Consider the following 14598-nt stretch of genomic DNA (forward strand, 5'->3'; position numbering starts at 1 on the left):
ATAGAGTAATCTTTCTGTGTGCGCTTAATGTACTTTCTTTTAGCTTCTTCTGTCATAGCTTTACTTATTGTGTAACGCTATTTCAGGACTAGACAGATATCTAAATAAAAAACGCCCGGACTTTCTAGTTCGGGCGTTTTTGTTGATATTGATAATTAAATCATCTTAGTTTTTGGCTGCGATAATCCATTTAAAAACCGATACAGTAATGTAATATAGGATAGTTGCAGCAATTCCTCCTAATCCCAATATTGCAATAGAAATAATTGCTATTGCCAGTAAAATAAAGCGTTCCTTGTTTTCTGCCCATTTAAAGTTTTTGAACTTTAGTGAGAACATTGGAACTTCACTCACAAGTAAAAGGCTGAATATTAGAACTGCTACCAGTATTAAAATGGGTGATAACCAATTGAACCAATCAGTTTTATTTAGGAATAGGTATGCAAAGGAGGCTGTGAATATTCCGGTAGCCGTTGTGGTTAATCCCAGAAAGTTTTCTGTCTGACGAGTATCAACATTGAATTTAGCCAGACGCAAAGCAGCGAATACTACCAGAATAAAGGGACTTAAGATCCAAAATTTCTCAGGTGTTTGCATATCTGCAAATGAAACAGAGAAATCTCCCATTACTTTTATACGGATAATAGAGGATAATATGGCAGCTGGAGCCATTCCAAAGCTAATCAGGTCGGCCAATGAATCCAGTTCTTTACCTATTTCGCTATAGGCTTTTAATGCCCTTGCAGCAAATCCATCGCTAAAATCAAAAAGAGCGCCAATAAAAATTAACCAGATGGCAATCTGTATCATCCCATTTAGAGCCAGAAAAGTGGCAAGGGTGCCACAAAATACATTAAGGCTAGTTAAGAAATTGGGAACATGTTTTGTTACTTGCATAGCAATTAATATTTGTGCCGAAATTAAATGAAACCTGCACACAAACAAAATTTAGATTCAAAGAATATATTTATTATAATTATTTCAGAATTTAGGTATTTTAACATTGGATTAACATATTGATTGTCATAAAGCATTATTTTCGTGATTGGGACAAACTAAACTATTACACATGTGGACAAATGACCTATCAGTAAACAATGTCGAAATAGACAATGAACACAAAAAGTTATTCAATTTATTAACCAGTTTTTATGATGGTATAAAAAACAATTCACCAAAATTACAACTTCAGGAGTTGATAAATGGATTGTTGGATTATACCAAAACGCATTTTGCTCGCGAAGAAGCATATATGAAACGAATCGGATATCCTGAGTTTGAGGATCATAAAAAACAACATGAGGAATTTATTGAAAAAGCGCAGGCATTTCATACCAAAATATCTGATGGTAAAATGATTCTGTCGCTTGAAGTAACCAACTTTTTGAAGCAATGGTTGGTGAATCATATTAAGGGAACAGATCAGAAATATGCTCGTTTTGCGAGCGCAAATCAGGAAAAGGTAAATCAATTCTCTTATAATTAATCTGATTATTTTAATAATTAGTTTGTAATTGTCGTTTTAACCTTTACATTTGTATCAAATTATTCAGAAGACATGGCAAATCGTATCCATCATCATCATCATTTAAACCTGCAAGTACGGTAGGCGGTGATTGATATGTGTATACTTTAAACAATATTTATCAAGGCTTACCAAAGTGGTAAGCCTTTTTTTATTTTTATAAACATGAATTATAACAGACATCATAAATTCCATCATTTACATACTAATCCTCAGGGATAAGTCGGAATTCTTATATAAAAAATTAAAGACAAGGCTTATCCGTTAACGGGTGAGCCTTTTATATTAAAAATTATTAAATCATAACCATAATGGAAACCAAAATCAGAATTGCATTACAAAAAAAAGGTCGTTTAAATGAAGACTCTTTGAGACTATTAAAAGAAGCAGGTATTAAATTCAATGCCGGCAGTGGTAAGCTGGTTGCTTCTTCACCAAATTTTCCAATTGAAGTTTTGTTTTTGCGTGATGATGATATTCCGCAGACAGTTGCTGATTCGGTAGCTGATATAGGAATTGTTGGTGAAAACGAAATGGCAGAAAAAGGCTTTGACCTGACTATTGCAAAACGATTGGGCTTTAGTAAATGTCGTTTATCATTAGCAGTACCAAAAGCGGATGAGTACGCAGGAACAGAGTATTTTGAAGGAAAGAAAATTGCCACTTCTTACCCTGTTATTCTTGAAAAATTTCTGAAAGAAAAAAATATTAAAGCCGATATCCATGAGATAACTGGCTCAGTTGAAATTGCTCCGGGTATTGGATTGGCAGATGGTATTTGTGATATAGTTAGTTCGGGAAGTACATTGGTTGCAAACCGTTTAAAGGAAGTGGAAGTGGTAATGCAGTCTGAGGCTTTGTTGGTATCAGCACCAAACTTGAGTGCTGAGAAGCAGCAGTTGCTGGATGAAATTATCTTCCGCATAAACGCAGTAATGGCTGCAAATTCAAATAAATATATTTTGATGAATGTGCCTAACGATAAACTGGATGAGATTGTTGAAGTTTTACCAGGAATGAAAAGTCCGACTATTCTGCCATTGGCTGATAAAGGATGGAGTTCTGTGCATTCAGTAATTCAGGAAAAGAAATTTTGGGAAATCATTGGGCAGTTAAAGAATTTAGGTGCCGAAGGTATTTTGGTGATTCCAATCGAGAAAATGATCTTGTAACGGTCATTTGATCGAGATAGAATTTAAGTGAAGAAAAATTTCATTTAGCAAGAGTAACGATGCAAAAAATAATATATCCTGAGAAAGAGTCATGGGCTACTTTGCTCGAAAGACCTGATAATGGACTGGAAGATTTGTTCGATACAGCTCGTGGAGTGTTAGACGATGTGAAGCGAAACAAAGATGCTGCATTAATCAAGTATACCAGAATGTTTGATGGTGTTGAACTGGATGATTTTAAGGTGATGCAGACAGAAATTGATGAGGCTTGCATTAATATTAGCAGCGATCTGAAAGAAGCCATCTTAACGGCCAAGAAAAATATTGAGACTTTTCATAAAGCTCAGCTTCGCGAGGTAAAGGTGATTGAAACCATGCCTGGAGTTCAATGCTGGCAAAAAGCTGTACCAATCGAAAAAGTCGGACTTTATATTCCCGGAGGAACAGCTCCATTGTTTTCAACAGTATTAATGTTGGCTATTCCGGCAAAGATTGCAGGATGTAAAGAAATCGTGTTATGCACGCCAGCTGGTAAGGATGGAAAAATAAATCCGGCTATTTTGTATGCAGCCAACCTGGTTGGCGTTACGCAGATATTTAAGCTGGGAGGAATACAGGCAATCGGGGCAATGGCTTATGGAACAGAAACAGTTCCTTCTGTTTCAAAGATTTTTGGTCCGGGAAATCGCTTCGTAACTGCTGCTAAACAAGTAGTCAGTCTGAAAGATGTGGCAATTGATATGCCGGCTGGTCCATCGGAAGTGATGGTAATGGCTGATGAAAGTGCAGACCCGGCTTTTATTGCAGCCGATCTATTGTCACAAGCTGAACATGGTGCCGATAGTCAGGTGATTTTAGTTACTAACAACGAAGCTTTATTGGACGAGGTTGGTAGTACATTGGCTCAACAGCTTGAGCAACTATCGCGTAAAGAGGTGGCAGAAAAAGCCTTGGACAACAGTCGTATGATTGTATTGAAGTCGGTAGAAGAGATGTTGGAGATGTGTAACGAATATGCTCCTGAACACCTGATTCTGTCGATGAGAGATGATGAAGAAATTGCTTCAAAAGTGGTAAATGCAGGATCTGTTTTTCTGGGTAATTATTCTCCGGAGAGTGCAGGTGATTATGCCTCCGGTACCAATCATACATTGCCAACACATGGTTATGCCAAATCATACAGTGGTGTGAGTACAGAGAGTTTTATGAAGAAGATCACCTATCAGAAAATAACTGAGAAAGGTATTCAGAAACTTGGACCCGCAATTGAGATTATGGCAGCTGCTGAACAGTTGGATGCCCACAAAAATGCTGTAACTGTTAGGCTTAAAAAAATTAAAGAGTCGAAATAACATTGTAAGATTGACTTTTATTATGACGATTCGACCTCAATAGGGATGATTATTGAGTTGAAGATGGACTTTAGTAAGATCGGGAAGCTGAGAACTTGTTCGAAGATCACCCGACCGCAATTAAGTACTTCAAAAGTCAGTAATCATTCATATTGCAGTCTTGATTTTCTTTGTTTCGTTTCTTGTATCAAGACAAGAAATGAAAAACCTTGCGGCTTGAGCGAAGAAAAAGAAAGGATTGATTATTTTGGTATGAAAAGAATGAAAGAATTAACTTTTTTAACCTGTATGCAAAAATGAAAACGCTTAATGAGCTTTTACGATCAAATATAAAAGGGCTGAAGCCCTACTCTTCCGCTCGTGATGAATTTACCGGATCTGCATCCGTTTACCTGGATGCCAATGAAAATCCATTCAATCAGCCATACAACAGATATCCTGATCCGTATCAGCGAAATTTGAAAGCTAAAATTGCTACTATAAAAGGTGTTAAGGCTGACCAGATATTTTTGGGCAACGGCAGTGATGAACCCATTGATTTATTATTTCGTGCTTTTTGCGAGCCGGGTAAAGATAATGTGGTAAGTATTGATCCAACCTATGGTATGTATCAGGTTGCTGCCGATATCAATAATATTGAAGTACGTAAGGTTTTGTTGACCGAAGATTTTCAATTGGATGTAAACGCTCTTTTGGCTGCAACAGATGAGAATTCTAAATTATTGTTTTTGTGTTCACCCAATAATCCAACAGGAAATTGCTTTAAAGAAGAAGATTTGTTAGCCTTAATTAAGGGGTTTGATGGAATTGTTGTGTTAGATGAAGCATACATTGACTTTGCTCCTGAGAAGAGTTTATTAAAGCGAATTGATGAATTTTCAAATTTAGTTGTGTTGCAGACCTTCTCAAAAGCATGGGGAATGGCTGGCATCCGACTGGGAATGGCATTTGCATCTGCTCCGATTATTAAAGTGTTGAGTAGTATTAAATATCCATATAATATTAATATACTTACGCAGGAGAAAGCTTCTGAACTGTTGGATAAAGAAGAGGATAAACATCAGTGGGTAGAGTTGTTGCTTAAAGAAAGAACCCGATTGGATGTTGATTTACAACAATTCTCTTTCGTGCAGAAGATTTATCCGTCAGACGCTAACTATCTGCTGGTAAAAGTGGATGATGCAAAAGGGTTATACAACTATCTGGTTAATGAAGAAATCATCATACGCGACCGTTCCTCGGTTGCATTGTGTGCCGGTTGCTTAAGAATAACAGTTGGTACAGCTGATGAAAACAGCCAGTTGTTAAATGCATTGAAATCGTATCAGAAATAGATAAAGCCAACTCAATGAAAAAGATCCAAATATTATTAAGTGTATTAATACTGACTACAAGTACAATGTTCGGTCAAAAAGCAAAAATCAACCTTTGGGAAGGTACTGCCCCTTTGAATAAAGATGTGCAGGTTGAAGAGCAGGATATAAATAACCGTGTTTCACGAGTAACCGTTCCTCAGCTTTATCATTATCCTGTAAAAAGTAAAGAGGCAAAACCAGCTATCATTATCATTCCTGGAGGAGGATATGCCCGTGAGGCTATCGATCATGAAGGTTATATGGCTGCCGAATGGTTCAATAAATTGGGATTTGAGGCATTTGTGTTAAAATACAGATTGCCGGATGATGACCTTTTTGATAACCCGGCTTATGTTCCTTTGATGGATGCTCAGCAAGCGGTTTACCTGGTTCGTTCAAAAGCCAAAGAGTTTAATATCGATCCAGCCAGAGTTGGTGTAATTGGTTTTTCAGCTGGTGGTCATTTAGCTGCCTCAGCTTCTACTCTGTTTACCAATCCTGTTGATAAGAACAGATCACCGGAAGATGTCCGACCTGATTTTTCGATTTTGATGTATCCTGTCATTAGCATGGATAAGGCATGTACTCATATGGGTAGTCGGATAAATCTGATTGGAAATGATCCAGCTGTAAGTATGGTTGATTATTTCTCGTTGGAGAATCAGGTATCAGAAAAAACACCTGTTACTCTAATGGTCCATGCCATTGATGATGGTGCGGTGCCTGTTGAAAATACAGATCGATATGCCAAAAACCTATTTAACAAAGGTGGTGATGTAACCAAAGTAATACTTCCGATTGGAGGGCATGGATTTGGTTTTGCTCCTGATCGACCAGTTGCTTACTGGACTCAATATCTGGAAGTGTGGTTAAAAACCAATGTGATTAAATAAGAGAAACTTGTTTAGATCTTCTCTTGGATGGGGAAGAAGACCTTTATTAGTATATTATGATTAAGAACTGCAAATTACACTGATTATCGCGAATAGTGCCGCTATGTGGTACAATAATTTGTGAAATTTGCGTAATCTGTGGTTAAAAAGCAATTGTGTATTGATGGCCAGGCCATTGTAATGAGAAGAATTGAATGCAAAAGAAAAAGATACTATTTATTGATCGGGATGGAACACTTATAGTGGAACCTCCTGTTGATTATCAGGTTGACAGTCTTGAAAAACTGGAGTTCTACCCTGCTGTTTTTCAGAATTTATCGAAAATAGCTCAACAGCTCGATTTTTACCTGGCCATGGTTACCAATCAGGATGGACTGGGAACGGCTTCGTTTCCCGAGGACACTTTCTGGCCTGCTCAGAATAAAATGATGAAAGCCCTCGAAAATGAAGGAATCATTTTTGATAAGGTACACATCGATCCGACTCTTCCCGAAGAGAATGCCCCTTCGCGTAAACCGGGTACAGCAATGCTGACTGAGTATATCGAAGGTGATTACGATTTGGAAGGATCCTTTGTGATAGGTGATCGCATTACGGATGTGCAAATGGCAAAGAATCTGGGCTGTAAGGCTATCTTGCTGCAAGGTAAAGAAGCCGGTGAAAAGATGTTGGCCGAAGCAGGATTAGCAGATGTTTGTGTCTTGCTTACTGATCAATGGAACGAGGTGGCGGCTTTTCTGTTTAAGTCGGAGCGTAGTGCTGAGGTGGTACGTTCTACTGCGGAAACCAGTATAAAGGTGGCGGTCAACCTGGATGGAACGGGTAAATGCAATATCTCAACCGGACTAAACTTCTTCGATCATATGTTGGAGCAGATCGGTCGTCACTCAGGATGTGATTTAACGGTTGAGGTCAATGGTGACTTACATGTTGACGAGCATCATACCATGGAAGATACAGCTATTGTGCTGGGTGAAGCTTTTAAAAAGGCTTTGGGCGATAAGCGTGGTATCGAACGTTATGGTTTTTGCCTGCCAATGGATGATTGTCTGGCACAGGTAGCTATTGATTTTGGTGGACGACCATGGTTGGTGTGGGAAACCGAGTTTAAGCGCGAGATGATTGGCGATACTCCTACCGAGATGTTCCATCATTTCTTCAAGAGTTTCTCCGATGCGGCAGCATGTAACCTTAATATAAAAGCTGAAGGAGCCAACGAGCATCATAAAATAGAAGGTATCTTTAAAGCACTGGCACGTGCCATCAGGGCGGCCATTCGCAAAGATCCATATAATGATCAACTTCCTAGTACAAAGGGGATGCTGTAGAAAATAGCATAGACCTACCAGGTTTTCAAAACCTGGTAGGTCTGTATCAATAATAACTATAACTACATTGCAGGTTGTTGATCCTTTCTTTATTTACTGAGCATGGAAAATTCTCGGGTTTGAATGTGCCATTGTATTTTCGTGTAAAAGTTTGTTTGACCAGATGTTTGGTGCTTAAATAAACAAATGGATTGGTTTTGTCCTTTTTCTTCATTTCTGCTGTATTAGCATTCATAAAAACCAGTCCGGCATAAAGTCCGTTTTGCGGCACTACAATATTCATTTGTTTTACATCAAATGATATTTTATTGGAATAAGGTGCTATCTCAACTACCAGATTTTCGGTCATCAAAATTTCTTCCGGTTCATACTTGTAATTATAGGTGTAAAGCCTCAATCCGGCTATTCTTTTGGTGCGTGTTCTTTTGCAATAAAAAGTTAGGTTATTCAGGGTGCTTCCTTTGGGTACGGGAATAAAACTAACTATTTCCATGCCTTTGTAAGCACATACAGAGCAGGCAATTCTATCTTTGTCATCCTCCTTTTTAAGCGTCCTTTTTTGCGATGCCACCACCACTTCTTTAAGGGCAATATCGCTCTTTTGTAACCTTATATATAATGTGTCGGAGCAATCATTAATCTTAATTTGTTGTGATACATATCCAATGCAACTTATAGAAAGGCTGTCTTTATTGCATATCAATTCAAAGCAACCATCGGTGTTGGAGTAGCAGCCCTTATTGGTACCTATAACAGCAATAGTGGCATAGGAAATGGGTTGATTATTGGCATTGATAATTTTCCCTTTAATGCTTTGCTGTGCATCGATTACCACAGTATGTACCAATAGTATCAGAATGATTAGGTATTTCATTGAATGGGTTAGGTTTATTGATTAAGAGTATAAATATAGAATCATTATAGTAATTAATCTTTCACTTTAACGATTATCATTTCTTTCACCCATTATTTTCATTTAATTTGCTTTGTAACGAATTCAGATATTATGGAGCCCAATCAGCAACTGGAATTATCACAGATTTACAATCGTCGACGTACGGATAAGGATATTTTTCAAGAATTAATGGCCTTTAAAGTTCGCGAAATACTTTTGGTGGCGAATCATTATGATGCTTATAGTATTGTTCGCGAAGGTCGTTTCTTTGATAAAATTGCTGGTGAATATTTGCAGCTGAACCTTTTTACGGCTCCCCGCATTACCTCTGTCACTAATGCCAATGAGGCAGTAGCTTTGATGAAAGATCGTGAGTTTGAAATGGTGATTGTGATGGCAGGTCTGGATAAGCAAAAACCCCTCCAGATTACTCAAAGTATCAAAGAGGTAAAGCCTGCAGTGCCAATTCTATTGTTGGTAAATAACAATGCCGACTTAAAGTTTTTCGACGAAGCCAGTGGTAATATCCATAATGTTGAACGTGTATTTGTATGGAACGGTGACTCACGCGTTTTTCTGGCCATGATTAAATATGTGGAAGATAAACTTAACGTTGAGAAGGATGTGAGTGTTGGTGATGTAAGAATAATTCTCCTGGTCGAAAATTCGCGAAGATATTACACCCGTTACCTTCCTTTGTTGTACTCAATTATCATGAGACAAACGCAGGCAATTCTTGAGGAAGAAAGTCTGGGGCAGGTATATCGGATGTTGAAAATGCGGGTACGACCAAAAATTTTACTAGTTAGCAATTATGAGGATGCTGTTGAAATTGTTGACAGATATACTGATAATCTTATTTGTGTAATTTCTGATGTAAAGTATCAGCGTAATGGAGAAGATGACGAAAATGCAGGAGTAGAACTAATCAAATACGTTAAATCAAAAATTGTTATTCCTACGCTCTTACAATCATCCGATCCTGCGAATGCTCTAAAAGCTGAGGCTGCAGGAGCTGAGTTTATTGATAAAAACTCAGACAGCTTAAGTCTTGATATCTATAATTTTATTCATCAGCGACTGGGTTTTGGGAATTTCGTTTTTACCAACAGTAGAGGAGTTAAAGTAGCTGAAGCACATAACCTGAAGGAATTTGTTCAATGTCTGGGAGAAGTACCTCCAGAGTCACTATTGTACCATGCCCGTCGGAACGGGATATCTACCTGGTTAATGGCACGTGGCGAAATTACCATTGCCAAGCGTTTGCGACCATATCGTATTGAAGATTTTGAGAGTTATACAAAGCTCCGGCAGGCTATTCTGGATGTGTTTGAAGAAGCTAGACTTGAACGGCTCCGTGGAAGGGTGGTGCCTTTTGAAAAATCATTGGTCAATAGTCATAGCTACATTGTTCGCATTGGTGAAGGATCGTTTGGTGGTAAAGGACGTGGAATGGCTTTTTTAAGCAACTTTATTGAGAATATCGATTTCGATGATATAGTGCAGGAAATAAATGTTGATATACCAGCAACCACAATCATCGGAGCCGAGGAATTTACCCGATTCATCGAAAAAAACAATTTGTATAATCAGGCTTTTGTTGAGCATCAGTATGATGATATTAAACGCTTGTTTTTAAAATCATCGTTAAGCGATGAGGTAAACGAAAAACTTTATCAATTAGTAGAACAGGTAACATGTCCTTTGGCAATTCGTTCGTCAGGATTGTTTGAAGATAGTCTACTGCAACCTTTTGCTGGTGTTTATGCCACATTTATGATACCCAATAACAGTTCGGATATTAAGGTTCGGTTTAAGCAACTATGTACGGCTGTGAAACTGGTTTATGCTTCCATGTTCAGCGATCCGGCGAGGGCATATTTCGATGCGGTAAATTATAAGATTGAAGAGGAAAAAATGGCTGTTATTATTCAACAGGTTGTAGGTGGACGAGTTGGTAATCGTTTTTATCCTCATATAAGTGGAGTGGCACAATCCTATAATTATTATCCGTTCTCGTATATGAAACCTGAGGATGGCTTTGCGGTTTTGGGTGTAGGATTGGGTAAATATGTTGTGGGTGGGGAAAAAGCTTATCGTTTCTGTCCTAAATATCCAAAGCTTGAATTAAATTCATTAAAGGATCAGATAAAGGATTCACAATCTCATTTTTATGCTCTTAATCTTGATAGTGACGATTTAAGATTGGATAAAGGAGGTGAGGATGCATCTATTTTAAAGTTAAGCATTAAAGAGGCCGAAGAAGATGGCAACTTAAAGCATTGTGCGATGGTTTATGATATGAATTACGATCGGTTGGTAAATGATTTTAAGAAACGTGGTCCCAGGGTTGTCAATTTTTCTAATATTTTAAAGTACGATTATATTCCGTTGGCGAAAACGCTTGATATGCTTCTACGATTTTTTAAAGAAGCCATGGGAGCACCTGTCGAAATTGAGTTCGCAGTGGATCTCGATGCAGGTCGTCGTAATCTTCCAACTTTATATCTATTGCAGATTAAACCATTGATCAGAATTGAAAATAACGCTGATATTAATTTTGATGAGGTGGCTTCAGATAGGCTTCTGCTGCAATCAAACAAAGGTATGGGTAACGGTAGAATAGAACATATTCAGGATGTTGTTTTTATGAATATTGATGTTTTCGATCGAACCAAAACCGAAGAGATGGGTAAAGAAATTGCAGAGATCAATCATTATTTTGAACAAGAAGGTCGGGAATATGTGTTGGTTGGTCCGGGAAGATGGGGGACACGTGATCGGTTTACCGGAATACCCGTTTATTGGTCACAGATATCGCTTGCCCGGGTAATTGTTGAAATGGGGTTACCCGATTTTCCGTTGGATGCTTCACTGGGTTCACACTTTTTTCATAATGTTACTTCCATGAATGTGGGGTATTTCAGTATTCATCATCACGGATCCGATGAATTTGTAAATATGGATGTGCTTAAAAAGCAAACTCTCATTAAAGAAACTAAATATTTCAGGCATGTTCGCTTCGAAAAGAACCTAACTATTCTAATGGATGGAAAGAAACAGAAGGCAGCAATAGTGTGGGAAAAATAAACTATTTTGAAACTCCTGAAAATAAATTAGAAGAAAAAAAGATAGCTAAATCTTGAAAATATCATAAGCTCTTTCTAAATTGATTGAAAGTCAGAAAAATAATCAGTTATAATTTGAAAGAGAATGATGGATCCAAAAAATTTTTATTACCCGTCGCAAGAGGTAGTGGATTATGCTACCGTTAAATCGTATGACGATTTATATCAGTCATCTATTGAAAATCGTGAACAATTTTGGGAAGATGAGGCTCGTCAATTGGAATGGTATAAGCCTTGGGATAAAGTGCTTGATAATTCCAATCATCCTTTTTATAAATGGTTTGTGGATGGCAAAACAAATATTGTTCACAATGCCATTGATCGCCATTTAAAAACAGCAAATAAAAATAAGTTGGCTCTCATCTGGGAAGGTGAGCCGGGTGATGTTCGCACATTCTCCTATCATGCGCTCAATCGTGAAGTATGTGAGTTTGCCAATATTTTAAAAGCTATGGGCGTGCGAAAAGGTGACATCGTAACAATTTACATGCCTCAGATACCCGAACAGGTTATTGCCATGCTGGCTTGTGCAAAGATAGGTGCAGCGCATTCTGTTGTGTATGGTGGTTTTAGTCACGAAGCTTTGGCTGAGCGCATAAATGCTGCCAAAAGCCGTGTTGTCATAACAGCTGATGGTGGTTTTCGCAGAGGTAAGCCAACTCAGCTAAAAGCCATTGTGAATAAAGCCATGGAAATGTCGCCAACAATGGAAGTTTGTATTACCGTAAAAAGAACCGGTGAGGAAGTTTATATGGAGAACGATCGTGATTACTGGTATCACGATTTAAAATCATTGCCAATCTCAGGTCATAAGTGTTCAACAGAAGAGATGGACGCTGAAGATATGCTCTTCTTGCTGTATACCTCCGGATCAACAGGTAAGCCCAAGGGTTTGGTTCATACGCATGGTGGATACAGTGTTTATACTTCAGCTACCCATCGAATGGTTTTTGATATAAAACCAGAGGACAGATGGTGGTGTGCTGCAGATCCGGGCTGGATAACCGGGCATAGTTATATGGTTTACGGGCCGTTGATTAACGGATCTACCATTTTTATGTACGAAGGTGCTCCAAATCATCCTTATCCCGACCGATGGTGGCGAATGATTGATAAATATGGTATTACTATCTTATATACCTCTCCAACTGCCATTCGTGGTTTGATGCGTTTTGGTGAGTCGTGGGTAAAGCGGCATGATATCAGTTCGCTTCGTTTGCTTGGTTCTGTGGGAGAGCCAATTAATCCGGAGGCATGGCGTTGGTATCACGAAACAGTTGGTGAAGGAAAATGTCCTATCATGGATACATGGTGGCAAACCGAAACTGGTGGGTTTGTCATAACTCCATTGCCGGTTACTCCATTGAAACCAGGTTCTGCAACCCGTCCTTTCTTTGGTCATGAGGTTGGGATAGTGGATGAAAATGGGAATGATGTGGCTGCCAATGAGGTGGGTGCGCTGGTGATTAAAAATCCATGGCCAGGTATGGCACGAACCATTATGGATGATGATGATCGCTATTATGAAACATACTGGAAAAAGTTTGAGGATAAAAAGTTTTATCATGCTGGCGATTCGGCTAAGAAAGATGAAGATGGTTATTATTGGATCATTGGCCGGAGTGATGATGTGATAAAAGTAAGTGGTTATCGTTTAGGTACGGCTGAAATAGAGAGTGCAGTGGTAAGTCATCCGGCAGTAGCCGAGGCTGCGGCAATTGCATTACCTCACGAACTAAAAGGGAATAGTATTCATGTTTATGCTATCCTTCGAGAGGGAAGAGAACCGGGTAAGGAATTGGAAAGGGAAATATTAGATCATGTTGCCAAGGCAATGGGTCCCATTGCAAAACCCGAAGAAGTAATTTTTGCAGATAGTTTACCTAAAACACGCAGTGGAAAGATTATGCGCCGGGTTTTAAAAGCACGGGCATTAGGCGAAGATGAAGGTGATTTAAGTACGTTGGATGATTGATAAAATAAAAAAGGCAAAAGTACCATCAATTACTTTTGCCTTTTAATTTTATACTTTTTTTTGGTTCCTTATCCTTGGAAGGTGCTGTAGCCAGTAGTTTCCATTTGGCGGTCAACTTTTTTAACCAATCCTTGAAGAACTTTACCTGGACCAACTTCTGTAAAAGAAGATACTCCGTCAGCAATCATATTCTGAACAGTTTGAGTCCATTTTACCGGAGCTGTTAACTGAGCAACCAGGTTTTCTTTGATTACTGCAGGATCAGTAACAGCCAGAGCATTTACATTCTGGTAAACAGGACAAACCGGGGTGTTGAATTCTGTTGCTTCGATAGCAGCCGCTAATTCAGTACGGGCTGGTTCCATTAAAGGAGAGTGGAATGCTCCTCCAACAGGCAACTTCAATGCACGTTTTGCTCCTTTTTCGGTTAAAAGCTCACATGCTTTATCAACACCTGCAATTGAACCAGAAATAACCAACTGTCCCGGACAGTTGTAGTTTGCTGCTACAACAACATCTTCGATGCTGTCGCAAACTTCTTCCACCACTGCGTCTTCCAATCCCACGATGGCTGCCATTGTTGATGGTTCTGCTTCACAGGCTTTTTGCATGGCCAATGCACGTTGCGAAACCAATTTTAATCCGTCTTCGAAATTCATTGCACCAGCAGCAACCAATGCCGAAAATTCACCTAATGAATGACCGGCAGTCATTTCAGGTTTAAATGTTTCGCCTAAGGTTTTAGCCAATATTACAGAATGTAAAAAGATTGCAGGTTGAGTAACCTTGGTTTGTTTCAGATCTTCATCAGTACCTTCAAACATTAGGTCGGTAATACGAAATCCTAAAATTTCGTTTGCCTTTTCGAATAATTCTTTGGCTTCAGGAGAGTTGTCATATAAATCTTTTCCCATCCCAACGTATTGGGCTCCCTGGCCAGGAAATACAAATGCTTTCATGCGTTTTGATTTTGAT

The 14598-nt window shown here is 38.7% G+C and carries 11 protein-coding genes; 8 read left to right on the forward strand and 3 right to left on the reverse strand.

What is annotated here, in order from left to right; genetic code table 11:
• Positions 1-165: 165 nt before the first annotated feature.
• A complete protein-coding gene (locus tag ACRD62_RS19975; protein WP_430821887.1) occupies positions 166-897 on the reverse strand; it encodes a CDP-alcohol phosphatidyltransferase family protein in 732 nt (243 codons plus the stop codon).
• Positions 898-1069: 172 nt separating this feature from the next.
• Here ACRD62_RS19975 and ACRD62_RS19980 point away from each other — a divergent pair, with 172 nt between their 5' ends.
• The 6 genes from ACRD62_RS19980 to hisB all read left to right on the forward strand — a co-directional run bounded on the left by ACRD62_RS19980 (position 1070) and on the right by hisB (position 7625).
• Positions 1070-1486, forward strand: a complete 417-nt coding sequence (locus tag ACRD62_RS19980) for a bacteriohemerythrin (protein WP_430821888.1) — start codon at positions 1070-1072, stop codon at positions 1484-1486.
• Between the two features lie 350 nt (positions 1487-1836).
• Positions 1837-2697: an ATP phosphoribosyltransferase gene (gene hisG / locus ACRD62_RS19985; protein WP_430821889.1), complete on the forward strand. Its 861-nt coding sequence runs from the start codon at positions 1837-1839 to the stop codon at positions 2695-2697.
• A gap of 59 nt (positions 2698-2756) precedes the next feature.
• Positions 2757-4049: a histidinol dehydrogenase gene (gene hisD, locus ACRD62_RS19990; protein ID WP_430821890.1), complete on the forward strand. Its 1293-nt coding sequence runs from the start codon at positions 2757-2759 to the stop codon at positions 4047-4049.
• Positions 4050-4345: 296 nt separating this feature from the next.
• On the forward strand, positions 4346-5383 hold the full coding sequence (gene hisC, locus ACRD62_RS19995) for a histidinol-phosphate transaminase (protein ID WP_430821891.1): 1038 nt from the start codon (positions 4346-4348) through the stop codon (positions 5381-5383).
• A gap of 14 nt (positions 5384-5397) precedes the next feature.
• On the forward strand, positions 5398-6297 hold the full coding sequence (locus ACRD62_RS20000; RefSeq protein WP_430821892.1) for an alpha/beta hydrolase: 900 nt from the start codon (positions 5398-5400) through the stop codon (positions 6295-6297).
• A 194-nt stretch (positions 6298-6491) separates the two neighbouring features.
• The gene (gene hisB / locus ACRD62_RS20005; protein WP_430821893.1) at positions 6492-7625 is read left to right on the forward strand and encodes a bifunctional histidinol-phosphatase/imidazoleglycerol-phosphate dehydratase HisB; all 1134 of its coding nucleotides are present in this window, start codon (positions 6492-6494) and stop codon (positions 7623-7625) included.
• A gap of 46 nt (positions 7626-7671) precedes the next feature.
• Here hisB and ACRD62_RS20010 read toward each other — a convergent pair whose 3' ends face one another.
• Positions 7672-8499, reverse strand: a complete 828-nt coding sequence (locus ACRD62_RS20010; protein WP_430821894.1) for a carboxypeptidase-like regulatory domain-containing protein — start codon at positions 8497-8499, stop codon at positions 7672-7674.
• A gap of 132 nt (positions 8500-8631) precedes the next feature.
• Between ACRD62_RS20010 and ACRD62_RS20015 the strand changes: the two genes are divergently transcribed.
• The gene (locus tag ACRD62_RS20015) at positions 8632-11610 is read left to right on the forward strand and encodes a PEP/pyruvate-binding domain-containing protein (protein WP_430821895.1); all 2979 of its coding nucleotides are present in this window, start codon (positions 8632-8634) and stop codon (positions 11608-11610) included.
• 123 nt (positions 11611-11733) lie between these two features.
• Entirely contained in the window at positions 11734-13623 is a 1890-nt protein-coding gene (gene acs, locus ACRD62_RS20020; protein ID WP_430821896.1) for an acetate--CoA ligase, read from the forward strand.
• Between the two features lie 68 nt (positions 13624-13691).
• Here acs and fabD read toward each other — a convergent pair whose 3' ends face one another.
• The gene (fabD, locus tag ACRD62_RS20025) at positions 13692-14582 is read right to left on the reverse strand and encodes an ACP S-malonyltransferase (RefSeq protein WP_430821897.1); all 891 of its coding nucleotides are present in this window, start codon (positions 14580-14582) and stop codon (positions 13692-13694) included.
• Positions 14583-14598 lie beyond the last annotated feature (16 nt).

The sequence above is a fragment of the Carboxylicivirga caseinilyticus genome, assembly GCF_050589785.1.
Lineage (GTDB): Bacteria > Bacteroidota > Bacteroidia > Bacteroidales > Marinilabiliaceae > Carboxylicivirga > Carboxylicivirga caseinilyticus.

What these genes read in the sequence shown, in the direction of transcription:
- ACRD62_RS19975 (WP_430821887.1), bottom strand. Translation starts at nt 897, where the DNA reads ATGCAAGTAACAAAACATGTTCCCAATTTCTTAACTAGCCTTAATGTA.
- ACRD62_RS19980 (WP_430821888.1), top strand. Translation starts at nt 1,070, where the DNA reads ATGTGGACAAATGACCTATCAGTAAACAATGTCGAAATAGACAATGAA.
- hisG (WP_430821889.1), top strand. Translation starts at nt 1,837, where the DNA reads ATGGAAACCAAAATCAGAATTGCATTACAAAAAAAAGGTCGTTTAAAT.
- hisD (WP_430821890.1), top strand. Translation starts at nt 2,757, where the DNA reads ATGCAAAAAATAATATATCCTGAGAAAGAGTCATGGGCTACTTTGCTC.
- hisC (WP_430821891.1), top strand. Translation starts at nt 4,346, where the DNA reads ATGAAAACGCTTAATGAGCTTTTACGATCAAATATAAAAGGGCTGAAG.
- ACRD62_RS20000 (WP_430821892.1), top strand. Translation starts at nt 5,398, where the DNA reads ATGAAAAAGATCCAAATATTATTAAGTGTATTAATACTGACTACAAGT.
- hisB (WP_430821893.1), top strand. Translation starts at nt 6,492, where the DNA reads ATGCAAAAGAAAAAGATACTATTTATTGATCGGGATGGAACACTTATA.
- ACRD62_RS20010 (WP_430821894.1), bottom strand. Translation starts at nt 8,499, where the DNA reads ATGAAATACCTAATCATTCTGATACTATTGGTACATACTGTGGTAATC.
- ACRD62_RS20015 (WP_430821895.1), top strand. Translation starts at nt 8,632, where the DNA reads ATGGAGCCCAATCAGCAACTGGAATTATCACAGATTTACAATCGTCGA.
- acs (WP_430821896.1), top strand. Translation starts at nt 11,734, where the DNA reads ATGATGGATCCAAAAAATTTTTATTACCCGTCGCAAGAGGTAGTGGAT.
- fabD (WP_430821897.1), bottom strand. Translation starts at nt 14,582, where the DNA reads ATGAAAGCATTTGTATTTCCTGGCCAGGGAGCCCAATACGTTGGGATG.